This is a genomic window from Pirellulaceae bacterium (assembly GCA_019636385.1).
Classification (GTDB): Bacteria; Planctomycetota; Planctomycetia; order Pirellulales; family Pirellulaceae; genus Aureliella.
Genome location: JAHBXT010000002.1, coordinates 1,089,496 through 1,108,294, shown reverse-complemented (window position 1 = coordinate 1,108,294; position 18,799 = coordinate 1,089,496). Strand labels below are relative to the sequence as shown.

Below are 18,799 nucleotides of genomic sequence, written 5' to 3'. Positions count from 1 at the left end.
CCCGCTGTTCTCTCCGTCTGGTTGACCAAAAAGTACGGGCAGCATACGCTAATTCACTGTGAGCGGCAATCAGTTGGATGCCCCCCGTGCCCCAAATCGCTGCGCCAAAGACTTACGGTGATGCAGTTCGGTCGTCGAATTCGAGAGCTTCGAGAGACACGAGGGTTCACCCAGCGTGATCTGGCTGAGCGTCTGGGAGTCAGCGTTTCGTACATCTCGAAGGTCGAGAACGAGCGGCTGCACTTCGGGGACTATCCGTCTGAGAAGTTCATCCACAAGCTGGCGTCAGAACTGGACACCAATGAGGACGAACTGCTGCTGCTTTCAGATCGTGTCCCGCCATCACTGAAGAAACGGATTCGGGAACGTCCCGAAGCGTTTCAGCGGTTTGCGGACCTTGACGATGCCCACATGGATGAACTGTTGTCGAAACTCGGAGTGAGCAAGAAGTAAACGATGATGGGCAAGCGGCCATGCTCGACCACGACGAAGCCGATGACGACGAACTGCTCGAAGACAGCTTCGTACAAGCTCGCTTTCCCGTTCGACTCAATCTGCCCGAGGCCAACGCTGACAGTCTCGAAGACGCCAAAGAAGCGATTCGGCGTGAGTTCCGAGACTCGGTGAAGTGGAAGCGGCTGCGATGCCGCAGCGTCACAGTTCTCTCCGAGTCTGAGACTGGAACGGTCTTTATCCTCGAAGTCGGACATGCCGTCGAATTCGACTGGACATGGGAAGGAGCGGTGGCGTTTCGACCGCTCATGCTGAAGGAATTCGCCGACGACCCAAAGTCGCTATTCGGTGAGGAAACAGACGAGATCGACATTGAGGATTCGATCCTCTGGACAGGCGAAATTCTGGAAGTGGACGAAGCGGCGGGGCGCATCTTCATCGTTGTTTCAAATCCAGAGCATCCACCAACGACCGGATCGTTCTACGTCCGTCCCTTCGAGTTTCTGGCGTTTCTCAACGCTGTGTTTCATGAACCAGCATTCGATCAGATTCGGGAGATGCTCCCCAGTCGCCTGCTGGCTGCGGAGGGCGGCGTCCATCCCGATGTGGATGGCTACCGAGAGGTTGGCCTGACCAAGTTGAAGCCGTGGTGGTCGAAGGCGTGGAGCGTCTTGTGGGGACCACCGGGCACCGGCAAGACGTACACCACCGGCCATCAGGTGGCGAACATACTGGCGGACGAGAATGAACGAATTCTCGTCGTCTCTACCACCAATCGGGCCACGGACGCCGCCGCCATCGCCATCGGGCGAGCGGCAAAGGACGTTGCAGCGACAGAACTGGCAAACGGCTCGCTGCTGAGGATCGGCAAAGGTGCGTCATTACAAAAGTTCGAGTCCGAAGACCTGACGGCGATGTTGCGGGGAACCGAGACTGAGTTCCTCGCTCAGATCGAAGAACTTGTACTGGAACTCGCTCGGGCAACCGACTCGGAAACAAAGGCTCTGATCCGCAAGCAGATCAAGGAATTGCGGGAGCAGATGCGGGATGCGGCCCAAAGGAACTTCCTTGACGAAGAAGTGCGGGTCGTCGTCGCAACCGCATTCCGAGCGACAACATTCCTGAAATGCGAGGACGTGAAGGAGGATATCGAGCGTGGTTTTGCTCCATTCACGACCATCTTCATCGACGAAGCGGGACTGATCTCACGAGCGGCTGTTGCCGCACTGTCGCTGCTGGCGAGTCGGCGTGTGGTGCTGGTCGGGGATTCGAAGCAACTTGCTCCCATCAGCCGTATCAGCCGGATTCTCCCCACGAATCAGATGACGTGGCTTGCCAATAGCGGCATGAGCCACTTGGAGAGCATCAAGACTGATGAAGTCGGTGTGCATGTTCTTCAAGAACAACGCCGAATGCACGCTGACGTCTGCTCGGTCGTGTCGGCCTACCAGTATGACGGCTTTCTGACGACGGCCCCGGAGGTCAGCAGCCGTGCGTTTTCGTTGCCCGATGTCCTGAGCAATGAGCCAAGGACCATCTGGTACGTTCTCGATGACGACGGCGACGAATTGCCAGCAATTCGGGCCGAACGTGGTCCCGGCAATCGAAGCTGGATTCGTGTGGCGACAACGAAAGTCCTTGACCGGCTGTTTTCCGATCCGACGTTGCGTGCGGCAACAGGGATGTTCATTTCTCCCTTCAAGGCGCAAGCGAAAGACATCGCCTCATACTTGGCAACCAATGAACTGCATACATGGTCGGCCTCGACGGTCCACAGCCAGCAGGGTACGGAAGCCGATATTGTCGTCTTCGATACCGTCAATGCAGGCAGCTACAGTTGGCCCTACGACGAGTGGAAGCGTCTGGTCAACGTCGCTCTCAGTCGTTCGAGGGAAGCCATCGTCGTGCTTTCCAGTCGAGCGGAAATGGACGAGCCATACTTGCGCCCCCTGCTGCGACACCTCGTCCCCAGAGTGTTGAAGAAACAAGGAAAGAATCTGACGTGGGAATCAGTTCCAGCGAAGGTGGAGTATTCGCCCCCAAACCGATCACTGATGAAGGATTCGAACTCGGTTGGAGGTCAGCTTGCCAAGCGAAAGGAACTCAGGCCAGTTCTATCACACGAGCAAGAACGGCTTTGCGGTCTGGAGCTTGATGGAAAACCTCGACTTGTTCGAGGTGTGGCAGGGAGCGGAAAGACGGTCGTTCTGGCCCATTGGCTGATGCAGACTGTCAGACACTTTGCCGGACAGCAAAACGTCCGCATTTGGGCGGTGTTTGCCAATCGTTCGCTGCAATCGCTCATCGGGGATTCGGTTGAGTCTGCATGGGAGAAGGAGACGGGCGGCAAGCCCTTCCCTTGGGATCGAGTGTCTCTACGGCACATTCGAGAGATTCTGGACTTGCTGCTCCCCGAAGTGGGCCTGTCGTCTCATTCTTTTAGCTTTGAATACGACGATGCCGCTGCTGCGTACCTGAGTCATAAGTCGGTCGATGACATGAAGCCTCGGTGTGACGCCCTGTTCATCGACGAAGCTCAGGACATGGGGCCGAATACGCTGAAGCTGCTGGCTGGCATCGTGCGTCAAGCAGACGATGACGACAACAACAGCCGGTCAGTCAACATCTTCTATGACAACGCTCAGAACATCTACGGACGAGGAACGCCTACTTGGTCGGAGCTTGGCCTCGACATGCGGGGCCGTTCTACAGTGATGAAGGAGAGCTTCCGAAGCACGAAGCCAATCACGGAATTCGCTCTGAATGTCCTGTACCGGCTACAGCCGCCTGAGAAGAATCCTGACCACAAGGAGATGGTGACTCGTGGGCTGATTGAGCGCACGGAGCGCAATGGAACGGATTGGTGGACTGTGCGGTTCAATCAAATTGACGGCCCGAAGCCGAGCTTCCGGCAATACAGGAATTTGGATCAGGAGTTTGAAGCGATTGCCGACTACTGCCGTGAACTGATCGAAGTGGAGGGCGTGCAGCCTTCGGACATCTGTTTGCTGTACAACGGTCAGAACATCAAGTATCGCCTCGAAACGCAGATAGCACCACGCCTCGCTGATCTGGGTGTGGAGTTGTCAGTCCAAACGAACAAGCCATTTGAACGCAGCAGTCGCATACTGCTGGCGACAACATCGCATTCCTTCAAGGGCTACGATTCGGAAGTCGTGATCGTTCCGGCTGCCGATCAGTACACGGCGAATGACAGGGGCGTGCTGGCCAACAACCTGTACGTTGCCATGACTCGTGCCAGATCGATCCTGACGATTTTCGCCCAGAAGATGAACAATCGGCACGCAAGGCACTTGTACGACGTCATCCAAGACTGTCTCGACTATCTTCACGAACGCCCCAAGGTCGATAACGAAATCAGTCCGCAGGATGATCTGGTGGACATCCTCGACATCATCGGCGACGAGCATCGCAAGTGGCTGACGAGTTTGTGGAGTCAGTCCAAGCTGAACCAAGAGCCAATCCTCACTAAGTCTGGTGAGATCGTTGCAGAGCCGTTGTTTTGGATTAGGGCACAGGACGGTCTTTACGCCTGCTTTGGCACTGAATTACCTCGGCAACGAGTAGTTCAAAGGCTGGAGGACCTGGGAATTCGGCTGCTCGAAGTGGGACAGGAGATTGGAAGCAGTAAATGAGAATCCTTTTTCTCCACGGCTGGCACTCAGTTCCGGGCGGCGTCAAACCGACCTTTCTGAAGCACCACGGCCAAACCGTCGTGAATCCCGCCCTCGACGACGACGCTTTCGACGCCGTCGTCTGCACCGCACAAGTCGAATACGATCAGCACCAGCCGGACGTGATCGTCGGCAGTTCGAGAGGTGGCGCAGCTGTCCGTGAAACCGGCAACACCTCATTAGATCGTTGCGAGGCTATTGAGGTCCCGAATCGGCCCGAAAGGAATCTGCCAAATAATCTTTTGGACTTCGGGCAGATTTTCCCTGAACCCTCCGTTTACCTAGATGAAGCGTCGCATAGGGCGATGGCCAATTCAGTTAATTCCAGTTCGGGAGAAGCAAAATGAAGTCCTCTACCATCCTCAAGGTCGTTCGTCGCACTTTGGCAGTCGGCATCGCAGTGATCGGCCTAGCTTGGGCCAGTTCTTCAGCATCGGCCAGCGATTGCTACACGCCGCAAGTCACCTGGAAGACCGTCACTGTTTATCAAGTCGTTCAGCGGCCTTACTTCTACACCGTCACTAAATACACCTCATGTGGAAAAGCCTACCAGGCAAGCCAAGTCGCCTATCAAAGCTTCCGAGTTCCCGTTCAAAAGCGCGTAGCTGTATACCACTGACACCGGACGGCATACGTACTCGCGAGTCAAGATTTGACCAGGAGTCCCGGACTCCTGGTCGCGTGGATTGAGCAGGCCGTTGTATATCGCTAAACTGGCGATATGAACAAGGTTACGGCACCGGTTACTGACGACCAACAATTATCCGATCTCGCCAACCGCTTTAGGCAGGGCGACCAGGAGGCATTTCGTCAGTTGCACAGCTCGATCGATCCTGACTTGAGAGCATTTATCCGGTCACGCTGGTCGGGAAGCGATGGTGATGATATGGTTCAGCAAACGTGGATCAAAGCTTGGGCCTCACGCGCTGGATTTGAGAATCAGCACATTCGCGGCTGGCTATTCCAGATCGCTAAGAACCTGCTGATTGACCAGTATCGTCGTCGCGGCCGCCAGAAGCATGAGTCATTGGGCGAAAGACAAATAGAAATAGTACAGGTGCGAGAAGAACAGTCTCCGCACATCGACGCTCTGCGTGATTGCCTCCAGTCAGTAGGTGGTGATTTTGTCGCGGTGCTCAAACTGCGATTGGCTGAAGTGTCTACGGAGGAAATTGCCGAGCGATTGAACATCTCCCAAAACACGGTCTACACGCGAGCCCAGCGAGGACAGAAGCAGTTGAAGGACTGCATTGAGAGGAAACTGAAATGACGCTGATTTCAGCCAACTTACCTCTCCACCAGGAGCAGCAGTTGCCCCTGTGGCTCGAACAGCAATTGCTGTCCGAGCATCTTGGTCAACTGATTGCCGAGCTGGAAGTTTTGCATGCAACCGATCATCCACTAGTTGAACAATCGTCACAGCCACAGCCTGCAACAACCTTGCAGCAAATCTGCGGCGATCAGATGTCGGATGTGCTACAGCGAGGATTGACGGTGCTGAGCGATTCGCAGGTGCGAGCGCTATTGAGTCATCCGGCTGTGCTGCTGGAATTGCAAGAGCAAGTCATGACCCAGGGAGGCAGCTACTGGATGCAGCTCAAACGCGATCCACAGTTGCTCAAGGACAGCCGCCAGAGTTGGTCTGCGCTGGCCAACAAAATAAGCATCGCCCAGCCAGCGTCGATTGCTATTGAAACTGCCTCGACGACCACAGCGGCAACAGACGCGACACTAGCTCGTTCACAGTCAGTTCCAGCCAATCGCCGAGCTTGGATGTGGGCACTTGCCGGTCTGGCCGCCGCGATGCTGCTGGCTGTATCGCTGTGGCGCGGTCGCACTGCGGGCGATGCCTGGGGGTTCCAGCGCAGTGGATTATTGGCCGCCGACCTGCCTGCCGCCGACTATCTCGAAAGTTTGGCTGACGCCGCCGAAGATTGGTTTAACAAGCGTCCCGACGATGCTGTATCTTTGGCCCAACGCATTGCTTCGTTCGAACGTGGCTGCGACGAGCTGTTGATTGCTAAGCATCCGCAGTTGGACGATGTGACACGAGCTTGGCTGGTCGAGCGCTGTCAACTCTGGAAATCCAAACTGATCGCGCAGCGCACTGAACTGGAGTCTGGTGCCTCGGATGTCGAACAAACAATTCAGGCCGCCGACCAAACCATTCGCACCCTGCAAACCGCCCTCCGCGACCAAGCCAAGCAATTGTCCAGTTAGCGTGAGCCAGTCAGCCATGTCAAAATGATAGTGCACAACGATGAAAACCGATCTCACCCAGAGGCACAGTGGCACAGAGGAAGAAAAGCAGAGCGTATCGGGTAAATCGATTGCGGGTCGGTGCAGAAATGAAAACCCCTCATCTCTGCGACTCCGAGCCTCTGTGTGAAAATCCTACTTCCGACGCTCCTGCCATCAATCTGCCCGGATCATTTTGCCAACGTCGCTGGCGATGCTGACTTTTTCGCGTCCAATCGGCCAAGGATTCTGGGAAGAAATCGTGGATTGATTCGTTATACTGTTGGGTGTCACCCAGCTTGGCAATGTTTCTATGCGGAGGTAGTAACAGCTATGCAATCGCACTTCTCCCTGGCTAGCCTGCTGGCACTGGCACTCACATTCGGCTGGCCGCTATGTGCTGTCTCACAGGCGGCTGACAAGCATGCTCTGCTGGTGGGGGTAACGAAATACAAGCATCAAGCGATGAACGATAAACCACTGGATTTTCCGGAGGACGACGCGCAGGCGATCAAGGGCCAGCTGGAAGCGTCGGGTTACAGGGTAACGACTCTGCTGGGTTTTCAGGCCACCAAGCAAGCGGTCCAGGACGCGATGAAGAAGATCGCAGGCCAAGGGGCTGCCGATGGGGTGTTGATCCTGGGCTTCTTTGGTCACGGCGTCCAGTATGGTACGGCGGCCTACTACTGTCCGTATGACAGTACGGTGCGGGAAGTCAAAGACGCCGATGGCAAGACGCTGCGTGACCGCAGCGGCAAATTGATGCTGGAACCGGACCCGGCATCGCTAGTACCGATGGCTGAGATGCTGGATGCGTTAACACTTTCTGGAGCGGGCAACAAACTGCTGCTGGCCGATTGCTGCCGGGATGACCCCAGCGCGGCTAGGTCGGTGCGTAATCGAGCGTTTGGAAGTTCGCTGCGAGTCGACCAACTGCCCAAAAATTGTGCGGCCATGTTTGCGTGCAGCGAGGGGGAGCAGGCGCTGGAGCACAATAGTTGGAAACACGGAGCCTTCACGCGAGCCATACTGGATGCCCTGTCCAGCACCCCACGAGTGACCGCTAATGGACTATCCGAATCGGTTTTCTATGGTGTCAAAGGCCTCGTGCAGCCCATGGGTAGGAAACAGAATGTTAACAGTCTTTTGGCGGGAGGTGTCATCGATCTACAGCTCAACCCTGATCGACCCCTGAACGTGTCGCTGGGCATGAAGCGTGATATCCAGCCCAATAACCCCACGCCACCGCCCAGTGAACCACAATCGCAGTCGCCGACACTGACCAGCCGATCTACCGGCATGCAGTTGGTCTTGATTCCGGCGGGGACATTCCTGATGGGCTCGCCGGATTCGGATTCGGAGGCCAATGGTGACGAAAAGCCGCAGCATCGAGTGACGCTGAGTCGTTCATATTACATGGGCGAGACGGAGGTAACGCAGGGGCAATGGAAGGCGGTGATGGGGACCGAACCATGGAAGGATGGGCGGAATGTTAGGATAGGAGCCAATTACCCAGCCACGTATGTGAGCTGGGACGACGCAGTGGAGTATTGCAAACGCCTGAGCCAAAGCGAGGGTCGGGAATACCGGCTACCGACGGAAGCGGAATGGGAATACGCCTGCCGAGGCGGAAGTACGTCGAAGTACAGCTTTGGAGACAGTGCCAGTGAATTAGGAAGATACGCCTGGTTTGAAGATAATACTGCCAAAATTGGTGAAGCGTGTGCCCGCATCGTGAAACAAAAACAGCCCAACCAGTTTAGGTTGTACGACATGCATGGCAACGTGAAGGAGTGGTGCAGTGATAGCTATGGGGAGAACTACTATGTCAGCTCACCGGGGACCGATCCTCAGGGACCTGACACTCGTTACTACCCGGTCTACCGGGGCGGGGGCTGGGACAGCACGGCCGGGGTCTGCCGCTCGGCCTACCGGTACGGGGACTCTCCGGCTGCCCGGTACGACTTCCTGGGCTTCCGCCTAGTATCCGTCAGCAGCCAGTAAGCAAGCAGGTCAAGCCAGCGAAGCGAAGGCAGATCGAAAGCGTACGCAGCGGTGCGTTGGGCATGGTTGAGTAATTGAAGGTGAAAGTCCTTTGCGGGACCTATCGGAGGTAACCGCGAGCGAAGGCAACTGCATGAATGGACAACTAAATCTAGCTGTTTCATACGCCGCGAGGCCATGTGGGATGGAAGCTGTTAGCGAACTGCAGCACCGAACGCAAGTGAACCTCATTGTAGGCTTGTTGGCCCGGGTTAGTGTGCCGCTATACACGACGCCCAATATCCGATCGGGGCCAGGAAGTATTCGAGGCGGGCGCGGCAATACATTACTCAACCTTACCCCAAGAGATCTCTATCGGTCCACAATCAGACTCCCACGAGCATGTGGTAGGGCACGCGCAGGAAACGACAACTGCCCAAAGTCGATGGAGAAGTCGGATCACTTCGTAGTAGCGTTGAAGCCGGGTAATGCCGGTGGAGCGAAGGGAGTGACAAGTTGAAAAGTTCTGAATCACGTCAACTGAAGTTCGTGTTTGCCGACAGTCCTGACACTATGCAGAGTTCAGGGGCGAGTTCGCGCGGTCCACAGACGTATCTGCCAGGCCAAGAGTACTTGCAGCATCAAGCGGAAGTCAATTTGACGAACGAAACAGACACCCGAGCAACTGACCCCGGTCAGTTGTTGGAACGAGTAGCATGGCTGCCGAACTTGGCACGCGCGCTGCTCAAGGTTGCATCGAATAAAGGTGCTCCCGGCGTCGATGGAGAGAGCGTCGAATCGGCTGTCGAGCATGCTCCACAGTTGCTGGCCGATCTTCATCAAGCCTTGATCGAGGGTGCGTATATCCCTGGAGACATCCGCCGAGTTTGGATACCCAAGCCCGGGGGTGGCGAAAGAGGTTTAGGCATTCCCAATGTCGTGGATCGAATTGTTCAGCAGGCGGTCCTCCAGGTTCTGGAGCCGATCTTTGAACCAAGCTTCCATAACAGCAGTCATGGTTTTCGCCGTCGTCGCGGTGCACAGACTGCGATCGCCGAAGCTAAGGGTTACTTCGCAGAAGGTTACGGCACCTCGGTCGATATTGATCTTTCCAAGTTCTTCGACCGAGTTCATCACCAACGCTTGCTTAGCCGCTTGGCCCAGCGAGTCGGCGATGGACGTATCCTGAAGCTGATTCACTTGATGCTGAAAGCGAAAGTCGTCTTACCAGATGGCAGTAGTTCTCCGACGCAAGAAGGGGCCCCGCAAGGCGGTCCGCTTTCACCACTCCTCTCGAACGTCGTCCTTGACGAACTCGACTGGGAGTTAAGTCGTCGTGGCCTTCGCTTCGTGCGCTATGCTGATGATTTCAGTATTTTCGTCCGCAGTCACAGGGCTGGAGAACGCGTGATGGCATCCGTGCAACGATTCATCGAAGACCGTCTTCGCCTCCAGGTGAATACGGAAAAGAGTTCGGTGAGTCAGCCATTTGACCTTTCCTTCCTTGGCTTTAGCCTGCGGAAAGCATCCGATGGCTCAATCTCAGTCAGTATCTCCGCTAAGACAAAGCAACGTTTGTCTGCCCGCATTCGCGAGCTAACACCTCGCACATGGGGTAACTCATTCGCTCGCTGCGTCGAACGTGCCAACCGCTATTTAACGGGTTGGGTTGGATACTTTCGGTTATGCACCAGCCCAAGTTCCTTCAGCAACTTTGATGCTCATATCCGGCGACGGCTACGAGCCATCTTAGTCCGCCAGAAGAAACGCTCACGTCACCTGTACCGTCATTTGCAAACCCGCGGCGTATCCCGGGGCCAAGCTTGGAAAACCGCCTATCAGATTCGTAGCGTTTGGAAGCGAAGCAGCAGCTTTGGTGTCCACAAAGCCTACTCGAACGCATGGTTCGAGCAACGGCTTGTATCGCTCTCCGTCCGATGGCAAGAACTCCAGCCAGCCGCGCAGGTCCAAGGACAGCTTATGCTGTTCTAACATGTTCAGCTTGAGGAGCCGGATGTGGGCCCACAAGTCCGGTTCTGTGAGAGGTGCGGGGGAGCAATCCCCCGTGCCTACTCGACAAGCCGAAACGGAGGCCCGGAGGGAGCGTGCGGAGCCGGGACCGTAGGTGCCGCAGTGTAGGCATAGCTGGAGGGCGGCCCGGATAATTCCAGCAGATGCAGAAGTTGATGTGAATCAGCGTGCCACTCGATCACGCCATTTTTCAGGATCGCGAGCAGAATGAAAGACGCAGTAGACCGTGAGGATACCCTCGTGATGTTCATAGAGATCCGCGTAGGCAAATCTGCGAACCAACAGCCGGCGGAAGTTTTGATGAACGCACATGGGTGGCATCACTAGCCCTTAAAGCCGATCGCTGTAAACTCAGCGATCGGCCCAATACCCCGGTTCACGCGACGTGTGAGCCACCGCGATGATGGTGACGTCAGAAGAGTTGGTGCGATAAATGATCTGATAGGGAAAACGACGCATCAGGACAAATCTGTGCCGATTGTCACATTTTGGGAACCGATCTGGCGAATGAGCGATTTCTTTTAGCGCAGAGTCAAATTCCGTTTCGAAATAAGAAGCTATGTTGGGGTTTCGTTCAGCATACCAACACAGGGCATTTGTAAAGTCAACCTCAGCCGCCGAACATAAGCGGATTCGACTCATTCGGACAAACCAGCTTTACGTCGCGCGCGCGCGCGAACATTCTCCCAGTCGTTCACAGGCATTTCGCCAGCCGCAATTGCATCACTCCGCCCATTTGCCTCGGCCAGCCATCCCGTCGACGGAGCTACCCAGTCTTCTGGATGCACTTGCTCCCATAGAAGTGGTATTAAGCGTGCGCGGTCGCCAGATGGCAAGGCACGGACCGCAGCCATAATCTCATCAATAGTACTCATATTGGTTTTTCTAACTTCTTAAACTCACCTACCCAATCGTTTCGATTAAAGCTCACAATAATTATAGGCCAGTGGCGACGTCACTGACAATAGCTTAGTTACATCGTAACCGTTCACGATCAGGAAGGTAGGTCGAGGCTCCTGCCGAGGCATTTAGCGAAAATCGTGACGCATTGGTTGCAGGAACGTTTCGGCAGGTGCCTCACCCTCCCTACGAATCTACTCCGATTTTGACAGAAAACGAAATACCGTGAACGGTTACGTTACATCGAAAGTCGTTCTCGCGTGCAAACCTCCTTCAGTCCGCACAGATCCGCCTTTGCTCAGTACACGTGTCGTTCAACCGGTGTGTTTCACGGTCTGACCGACGCAGTGGTTAGTACGCCCGCTGATCGAAAGTTGCTCGCGGTGGCAAGCACCCAGCACAGCGCAGACCGCTCACACACCCTACATCTACACCTGCCAGTCCTGCTATCATTCTGGCCCCATCATTTTGCCAACGTCCGCTTGGTGCCTGGGGATCATTCGAGCCAAAATTTTTTTTGGTTTGCGGGAAGAATCGCGACCGACCAAGCGTTAAACTATTGCTTGGCCATCTAAATCCCCCCTGCCCTTGCCGAGAGCACTACCATGAATCAGTGTACGACTAGGCTTCTTCCAGTGCTACTTGCGCTGGCGATTCTTCAGCCAGGATTACCGTCAGCTCCAGCTCGTGCCGACGACGCCCCTGAACAGCTAGCGGCTAAGGTAGGTGTGATCCTGAACAACTACTGCTTTCGTTGCCATCGCGGCACAGGTTCTTCTGCCGGCGGTTATGCGTTTAACGCTCGCGACGTGGCTTCGATGGTCACTGACGGTGTCGTAACGCCCGAGAGCACCGACGATTCGGACTTGTACCACGCCATGTTTCGTGGCCGCATGCCGCCGCGCAATCAAATTGGCCTACCTCGTCCAACCGCCGATGAAGTTGCCATTGTCAAACAGTGGATCGACGCCGGTGCTCCAGAATTCCCGCCCATCCCGAAGCGTCCGTTCATGCCGCTGCTGGAGGTGATGACCAGAATCTTCGAGCACTATCAGTCGCTCGATCCCCGCCAACGGAACAACTATCGCTATTTTACGCTGGCCAATCTATGGAACGATCCGCAGGTCGACGAGCGGCAATTGCGGATGACTCGGGCCGCGCTGGCAAAGGCGCTGAACAGCCTGAGCTGGCAATCGGCCATCGTCATGCCTGAAGCGATTGACAAAGAGCAGGCGGTATTTGCTGCCGATATATCAAAACTGGGCTGGACATCGCAGCACTGGCTAGCCTTGGTGAACGATTATCCCTATGACATCGCTGCCGACAGTATTATCGACGATGGCGCTGGCGATACGGTTACTCGACTGCGTCGCATCGAAGAGGATATGATCAGGTTGAGCGGCAATGATCGCCAGCCCAAACATCTGCGCGCCGATTGGCTCATAACCATCGGTCTGCGACCAAAGCTATATCATGCATTGCTGTACGATCTCAGCTTGCCGGCACTCAAAGCCAGACCAGCCAGTCGCAGCAATCCCAACAATCCCAAGAACATGACCGACATGGACCTGGAACATCACCTGGGTGTGCCAGTCGAGCGGAATATTCATGACACGCCTTCGAAGGTCAGCCGGGCTGGCTTTACCGAGAGCGGTATATCGGGACAAAACCGCCTACTCGAACGACATCCGCTATCCACTCGCGGCTACTACTGGAAGTCCTACGATTTTTTGGGCAGCAATTCGCGAGCCATCCTGACCGAATTCCCGCTGGGGCCTCAGCGGGACCCGCGCGACGAGTTCACTTTCCAGCACGACGGCGGCGAGATCATTTTCACGCTGCCCAACGGCCTGCAGGGCTACCTGCTGTCCACGGCCAAAGGCGAGCGGCTGGATGCCGGGCCGATCGAAATCGTCGGTGACGCGCTCAAGACCTCGGGCAATCAACTGATCGTCAACGGACTGTCCTGCATCGTCTGTCATCGCAAGGGCATGATCGAGCCGCCGGACGACGAGGTGCGTCTGGGTGCCGGGGCGTTTGGGCAGTTGGCCGACCGAGTGCGTGACCTCTATCCGGAAGCCGCCGTCATGCAGCGGCTGGTCGAAGAAGATTCCAAGACGTTCAGCAGCACCATCGTTCCACTGCTGAAGAAATACATGATCGACGAGGACTACCAATCGAACGGCGATGGCTTTCCGCCGGAACCGGTAGGCGAGGTGGCTCGTTGGTACCTGTTTCAACCGATAAGCCTACAAACCATTGCCAGCGAATTGTATCACCCGAATGTCGATTCACTGCGAGTGCTAATCAAGACCGACGCCCGGGCGCGCCAAATTGGCCTAGGACAGTTACGCAATGAAAACGGATCGATCAAGCGTGAAGCCTGGCAGCACATCGAAGGCCGCTCGCTAATGCAGCAAGCCGCCGATGTACTGGGCTATTCGCCAGGCGGTTGAACGCATCCAGAGTCTCGACTACACATTGGTTCAACCAAGTAAATTAACCACTCGTAAACGAAAGAGCACTTGTCATGCGCCGAGTACTACTGACCTGCCAATACTGCGTTTTTACTATGCTGACCCTGCCGGGAGGCTTGATAAACGCCGCCACCAATCAATCGCTAGAAGGCCAGATGGCCGGTTTGGCAGCGGATGTGAAGGATTTTCTGAACGGCGACCGCCTGCTAAAGGGGCAAAAACTGCGTTTGGATCGGGTATCCAGCAGCGGAATGCCAGATGCCAACTACGACCAGTTCATCGAGCAGCAACTGACGAAGTTGTTGGAGGATGTTGTGGATAGTGGAGCTGCATTGTTGCTGAAGGTCGAGTATTCCTACCAAGTCAGCGAAACAGAATCCAACCGTAACAACCGTGTGATTCAAATTATCGCCAAGGTACTTGAGCGGGGTCGTACCAAGAAGACGCTGCTTAGGGAAGTTAACAATACCAGTGATATCAGTCGAGTATTGGGTAATACACAGGCTCCCGCCGACTCTGTCGATTATCAGGTAAGGCTGACCTCAACAGAGAAAGCCTTTGAGCAACCAGCCTTCAAAATCATCGGCAAAACGCAGGTCTCCTCCGATACCCCCAATTACAGCGTAGAGATTCGTAAACGCTCGGGCGGCAAAGGAGACACCAGTCCCGTCGTGCCGGTCAATGAAAATGGTCGAGCGTTTGCTCCGATCGATATCAACGACACTTATGAGATTGTGCTTTACAATTATGACTCACTGGCTGACGCAGTTGCCAAGGTCGATATTGACGGTCTGGATGCGATCAATACTTTCAGCATAGACTTGGATTCCTCTGGCCAGAAGATTGTTCACCAGGGCTATTTCATTCCTCGAGCCACCAACTCAGGACCTGGCATTCACATAATTCCTGGCTGGCTGCACACGCTGAGGCCAGGAAACGATAATGTATTTGAATTCGTGGTCAATGAACTAGGACGTGGGGCCGCATCGTCGCTAAACGTGCGTGGCAAGACCGGCGTAATCACCGTCCGCTTCTTTGACGCGTACAAACCCACAGAGCAACCACGCGGTCGCAACTTCGGCGAAACCGGCAAGGGGCAACCACGCAAGCAGGACTATGCGTTGATCGAAACTGTAGTCGGCAGTGAGCCGCTGTCGGTGGTGACAGTGCGATACTCCCGTAGTCCGCAGTAAAGACAGGTTAGAAGACGCGCGAAACGCCGAATCCTGGTATCCCGGCTCGGAACGCCCCGCACCAGCTACCCAAAGTCACCAATGGATTTGCAATGCCTGGGCATCTTATTAATGCCAATCTCACCTTTTTCAGCTTGCACTATAATCTGCTAGTGAACCATGTCACTTGCCAGGATTCTTGCAGCCGAATCCAAGGAGTAACCCATGCAGCCCCCGAGATTCTTTTTATACCACTGTCCGGTAAGACCTGCTTGCTATCCGCACTACGGTTCATGGACCATAATGCGGTTCTTGTGGGCAATGCGGGCTCTGCTGCTGGGACTAGCTCTAATGCCGACAATCGCCACCGCCCAGCAAAAACACGCGCTGCTAGTGGCCGTCGGCGAGTATCAACGCCCAGACAAATTACGGACGCTGAAATATCCCGAGGCGGATGCGCTAGCCATCAAGCAAGCGCTGGAGCGAGCTGATGGGACCGGTTATGAAGTTACCTTGCTGCTAGGCCGTGATGCGACGGGCCCAGAGGTCTTGAAAGCGTTACGTGAGATCGCCAAGAAAGAGGGAGTGGGCGGCCATTTGATCCTGGGATTCTTTGGCCACGGAGTCCAGTATGGCCCCGACGCCTATTTTTGCCCATTCGATACCAACGTCAGGCAAGTGGTTAATGCTGATGGTCAGAAGCTATATGACGGTAATAAACCGCTTCTGGAACCTTCACCCGAAACCATGGTGCCGATGCGGGAGATGCTGGCTGCCATGGCATTGTCCGATGCCAAGCACAAACTGCTGCTGGCCGATTGTTGCCGCGAAGACCCGAATCGCGCTCGAGGAGGCGTGGTTGGTCGAGCCTTTGGTAGCGACTTAAAACTGGAAGACCTGCCTCGTAATTCGGCTGCCATGTTTGCGTGCAGCGAGGGAGAGCAGGCATACGAGCTAGATGACTTTGGTCACGGTGCCTTCACGGCTGCGTTTCTCAAGGCCTTTAAGAGTTCTGAAAATCCCACCGCCAACGAGTTGTCCGTCTCGGTATACCGGGGCGTACAGTCTCTGGTCCAGCCTAAAGGCGTAAAACAAACTGTCAACAGCCTCTTCAGCGGAGGCGTTATTGACTTAGGGATGGTCAATCGGGTCGCGGCAGTCAAGAGGCCTGCGCCTGAAATGCGTTCTTCTGCTCAGTCACCCACATTGAAAGAGCCTACTACTGAAATCTCGACCGTACGCAATCAGGTTGATATGCAATTGGTGCCGATTTCTCCGGGCACTTTCTGGATGGGATCAGCCAACGATCAGGAGGGGCGATTTTCGGACGAAGTGCGTCACGTAGTGACAATTTCCCGTGCGTTCCATATCAGTACCACCGAAGTCACTCAGGCTCAGTATCAAGCGGTCATGCAAAACAACCCCAGTATTGTTAGGCAGCCTCAGCATCCTGTGGACAGTGTAAGCTGGAACGATGCAGTCCGTTTTTGCGAAGCCCTGTCGGCCTTGCCAGCAGAAAAAGCCGCTGGCCGAGTCTATCGACTGCCGACCGAAGCCGAATGGGAATACGCCTGTCGAGCTGGCCAAGAGTCCCGCTTTCACTTTGGAGACGATGCTCAACAATTAGTGCAGTATGCATGGTTCAAGGCAAATGCTGCCGGATCGCAGTCGCTGCCAGTGAAGCAGAAGCAGCCCAATGCCTGGGGAATCTACGACATGCACGGCAACGTCTACGAGTGGTGTGCCGACTGGTACGAAGCCAAGATATCGCCCAGCCCAGCGACTGATCCAACGGGGCCGACCAGTGGCAGCGAACGAGTCATGCGGGGTGGGTCATTCCGCGAAGACGCCAAGTATCTACGATCGGCAGCCCGAATGAGCTATCCACCACAATCCAGCTTCCCGTTTGTTGGATTCCGTGTAGTGATGGAGCAACAGTAGTGCATCGAGCAACCTGCTGCAGCCAGTCCAGAATAGTATTGGTATCAGTAACAATTCAGCCAAATCAAGTTGACGCAGTTGGTGTAGGGTGTGTGAAGCAAGTCGCTAAGAATGGTATGTTCCAACAGCAAGACGCCTGTAATACCAGTCCGCATTTGAACTGCCTATCAACTGACTTGCGTAACACACCGTTTCCTAGGAGTTTGCACGGTGAAAAAGAGAATCGAGTTTTGCGGCATAATCGGTTTAGCCCTGATGACGGCTTCTGGCAATGCGAATCTCCGCGCCCAAGATGCGGTATCCAGTCAGCCCCAGAAGATCACCAACAGCATCGGGATGGAGCTGGTACTGATTCCTGCCGGCCGATTCACGATGGGATCACCAGCCTCAGAGCGTGGCTCGCAGGAAGACGAAGTCCTCCACAAGGTGGATTTGACTCAGGCGTTCCACATGGGCACAACCGAGGTGACCGAACATCAGTGGGCCACTGTCATGGAAGAAGCCTTCCGGACTGAAGTGGTAGAAGTTCGCGATCCGGAGACAAATCGGCTGGTAAAGAAGGAGGAACGCCAGATCAAGAATCCGAAACTCGACAGCCAGTTGCCAGTGACGAATGTCTCGTGGATGCAAGCCGTCGAGTTCTGCAGACGCTTAGGGCAGTTGCCCGAGGAGAAGAAAGAAGGGCGAAATTACCGCTTGCCAACCGAAGCCGAATGGGAGTACGCCTGCCGGGCCGGAACATCGACAGCCTACAGCTTCGGCGATGACGCATCGAAGCTAGGCGATCACGCCTGGTACATAGGCAATAGTCGCGGATCGAAGCCGATGCAGGTAGCTCAGAAGCAAGCCAATCCTTGGGGGCTGCACGACATGCATGGCAACGTCGCCGAATGGTGTCATGACTATTACGGTGATTACTCTGAAGATTTGGTGAGCGACCCTATCGGTCCCGTGAAGTTGGCTTCACTTCAACTGGTTGCACGCGGTGGATCATTCCAGAGCAAAGAAACACTGTGCCGTTCAGGCTGGCGCGGTCAATACTCACGAGATAGTCAAACATTAGTCGGTTTGCGTGTAGTCTTGGGTGCTGTGCTGCCTGCGATGGGCAGGTTTGTTGTGAATAATATTGGCCAGCGCCTAGTTAAAATCGATGCCGGCATTTTTTTGATGGGCTCTCCGGACCTAGATGCTGATGCCGGCTCCAATGAGAAGCCGCAGCATAGTGTGACGATAACGCGGTCGTTCTACATGGGGGAAACGGAGGTGACTCAGGGTGAGTGGCTGGCGGTGATGGGGACCGCACCGTGGCAGGGCAAGAGTCATGTTAAGGAAGGAGCCAACTACCCGGCGACGTATGTGAGCTGGTACGAAGCGGTGACGTATTGCCAGCGATTGAGCCAAAGCGAAGGCAGACAGTATCGGTTGCCAACGCAAGCGGAATGGGAATACGCTTGTCGGGCCGGGCTAAGTTCACGATACAGCTTTGGCGATGACGGTCATATGCTAGGGGACTTTGCCTGGTTCCGCGACAACAGCGATGATGCACAATTAGTGGGCCAAAAAGCACCCAATGCATGGGGGCTGTATGATATGCACGGCAATGTATGGGAGTGGTGTAGTGATTGGTTTGGTGATTACCCCAAGGGGGCCACTAGCGATCCTGAGGGACCAGGAGACGGCTCGGCACGGGTCTTCCGTGGCGGCTGCTGGTACAGCACGGCCGGGACCTGCCGATCGGCCAGCCGGTACGGGTACTCGCCGGAGAACCGGGACTTCGATCTGGGCTTCCGCCTAGTTTTTGTCAGCAGCCAGTAATTAAGGTGGCGGGCGCGGCTCGGAGAATTCCAGCAGATTCAAAGAAGCCAGCCGATTTTATGAAGTTGTTTGAATAGGACTCGAAATAAGCCGA

The 18,799-nt window shown here is 55.2% G+C and carries 14 protein-coding genes; 12 read left to right on the top strand and 2 right to left on the bottom strand.

Annotated elements, in window-relative coordinates; all coding sequences use genetic code 11:
• Positions 1–120 precede the first annotated feature (120 nt).
• The 8 genes from KF752_09610 (at position 121) to ltrA (ending at position 10,361) form a co-directional block, all read left to right on the top strand.
• Positions 121–453 carry a helix-turn-helix transcriptional regulator gene (locus KF752_09610; protein ID MBX3421796.1) on the top strand — a complete coding sequence of 111 codons (333 nt, stop codon included), beginning with the start codon at positions 121–123 and terminating at the stop codon, positions 451–453.
• Between the two features lie 20 nt (positions 454–473).
• On the top strand, positions 474–4,109 hold the full coding sequence (locus KF752_09605; GenBank protein MBX3421795.1) for an AAA family ATPase: 3,636 nt from the start codon (positions 474–476) through the stop codon (positions 4,107–4,109).
• Complete coding sequence (locus KF752_09600; GenBank protein ID MBX3421794.1) at positions 4,106–4,495, top strand: hypothetical protein; 390 nt, start codon at positions 4,106–4,108, stop codon at positions 4,493–4,495. Before KF752_09605 ends, KF752_09600 begins: the two co-directional genes overlap by 4 nt.
• Entirely contained in the window at positions 4,492–4,767 is a 276-nt protein-coding gene (locus KF752_09595) for a hypothetical protein (protein ID MBX3421793.1), read from the top strand. The genes KF752_09600 and KF752_09595 overlap by 4 nt, the downstream gene beginning before the upstream one ends.
• 102 nt (positions 4,768–4,869) lie before the next feature.
• Positions 4,870–5,418: an RNA polymerase sigma factor gene (locus KF752_09590; GenBank protein MBX3421792.1), complete on the top strand. Its 549-nt coding sequence runs from the start codon at positions 4,870–4,872 to the stop codon at positions 5,416–5,418.
• Positions 5,415–6,368 carry a hypothetical protein gene (locus KF752_09585; protein MBX3421791.1) on the top strand — a complete coding sequence of 318 codons (954 nt, stop codon included), beginning with the start codon at positions 5,415–5,417 and terminating at the stop codon, positions 6,366–6,368. Before KF752_09590 ends, KF752_09585 begins: the two co-directional genes overlap by 4 nt.
• Positions 6,369–6,719: 351 nt before the next feature.
• A complete protein-coding gene (locus KF752_09580) occupies positions 6,720–8,390 on the top strand; it encodes an SUMF1/EgtB/PvdO family nonheme iron enzyme (protein MBX3421790.1) in 1,671 nt (556 codons plus the stop codon).
• A 495-nt stretch (positions 8,391–8,885) separates the two neighbouring features.
• Positions 8,886–10,361, top strand: a complete 1,476-nt coding sequence (ltrA, locus tag KF752_09575) for a group II intron reverse transcriptase/maturase (protein ID MBX3421789.1) — start codon at positions 8,886–8,888, stop codon at positions 10,359–10,361.
• Between the two features lie 390 nt (positions 10,362–10,751).
• On the opposite strand, the gene KF752_09570 is transcribed toward ltrA, so the two are convergent.
• Both KF752_09570 and KF752_09565 read right to left on the bottom strand, forming a co-directional pair.
• A complete protein-coding gene (locus tag KF752_09570) occupies positions 10,752–11,042 on the bottom strand; it encodes a type II toxin-antitoxin system RelE/ParE family toxin (GenBank protein MBX3421788.1) in 291 nt (96 codons plus the stop codon).
• Positions 11,039–11,275 (bottom strand): addiction module protein, encoded by a 237-nt coding sequence (locus tag KF752_09565; protein MBX3421787.1) that lies wholly within the window; start codon positions 11,273–11,275, stop codon positions 11,039–11,041. The genes KF752_09570 and KF752_09565 overlap by 4 nt, the downstream gene beginning before the upstream one ends.
• A gap of 630 nt (positions 11,276–11,905) precedes the next feature.
• Here KF752_09565 and KF752_09560 point away from each other — a divergent pair.
• The 4 genes from KF752_09560 to KF752_09545 all read left to right on the top strand — a co-directional run bounded on the left by KF752_09560 (position 11,906) and on the right by KF752_09545 (position 18,705).
• Complete coding sequence (locus KF752_09560; protein MBX3421786.1) at positions 11,906–13,756, top strand: hypothetical protein; 1,851 nt, start codon at positions 11,906–11,908, stop codon at positions 13,754–13,756.
• Positions 13,757–13,830: 74 nt separating this feature from the next.
• Positions 13,831–14,970: a hypothetical protein gene (locus KF752_09555; protein MBX3421785.1), complete on the top strand. Its 1,140-nt coding sequence runs from the start codon at positions 13,831–13,833 to the stop codon at positions 14,968–14,970.
• A gap of 204 nt (positions 14,971–15,174) precedes the next feature.
• On the top strand, positions 15,175–16,890 hold the full coding sequence (locus KF752_09550; protein MBX3421784.1) for an SUMF1/EgtB/PvdO family nonheme iron enzyme: 1,716 nt from the start codon (positions 15,175–15,177) through the stop codon (positions 16,888–16,890).
• A 210-nt stretch (positions 16,891–17,100) separates the two neighbouring features.
• On the top strand, positions 17,101–18,705 hold the full coding sequence (locus KF752_09545; protein MBX3421783.1) for a formylglycine-generating enzyme family protein: 1,605 nt from the start codon (positions 17,101–17,103) through the stop codon (positions 18,703–18,705).
• Positions 18,706–18,799 lie beyond the last annotated feature (94 nt).

What these genes read in the sequence shown, in the direction of transcription:
- KF752_09595 (MBX3421793.1), top strand. Translation starts at nt 4,492, where the DNA reads ATGAAGTCCTCTACCATCCTCAAGGTCGTTCGTCGCACTTTGGCAGTC.
- KF752_09560 (MBX3421786.1), top strand. Translation starts at nt 11,906, where the DNA reads ATGAATCAGTGTACGACTAGGCTTCTTCCAGTGCTACTTGCGCTGGCG.
- KF752_09565 (MBX3421787.1), bottom strand. Translation starts at nt 11,275, where the DNA reads ATGAGTACTATTGATGAGATTATGGCTGCGGTCCGTGCCTTGCCATCT.
- KF752_09600 (MBX3421794.1), top strand. Translation starts at nt 4,106, where the DNA reads ATGAGAATCCTTTTTCTCCACGGCTGGCACTCAGTTCCGGGCGGCGTC.
- KF752_09580 (MBX3421790.1), top strand. Translation starts at nt 6,720, where the DNA reads ATGCAATCGCACTTCTCCCTGGCTAGCCTGCTGGCACTGGCACTCACA.
- KF752_09610 (MBX3421796.1), top strand. Translation starts at nt 121, where the DNA reads ATGCAGTTCGGTCGTCGAATTCGAGAGCTTCGAGAGACACGAGGGTTC.
- KF752_09550 (MBX3421784.1), top strand. Translation starts at nt 15,175, where the DNA reads ATGCAGCCCCCGAGATTCTTTTTATACCACTGTCCGGTAAGACCTGCT.
- KF752_09555 (MBX3421785.1), top strand. Translation starts at nt 13,831, where the DNA reads ATGCGCCGAGTACTACTGACCTGCCAATACTGCGTTTTTACTATGCTG.
- KF752_09585 (MBX3421791.1), top strand. Translation starts at nt 5,415, where the DNA reads ATGACGCTGATTTCAGCCAACTTACCTCTCCACCAGGAGCAGCAGTTG.
- KF752_09590 (MBX3421792.1), top strand. Translation starts at nt 4,870, where the DNA reads ATGAACAAGGTTACGGCACCGGTTACTGACGACCAACAATTATCCGAT.
- KF752_09605 (MBX3421795.1), top strand. Translation starts at nt 474, where the DNA reads ATGCTCGACCACGACGAAGCCGATGACGACGAACTGCTCGAAGACAGC.
- KF752_09570 (MBX3421788.1), bottom strand. Translation starts at nt 11,042, where the DNA reads ATGAGTCGAATCCGCTTATGTTCGGCGGCTGAGGTTGACTTTACAAAT.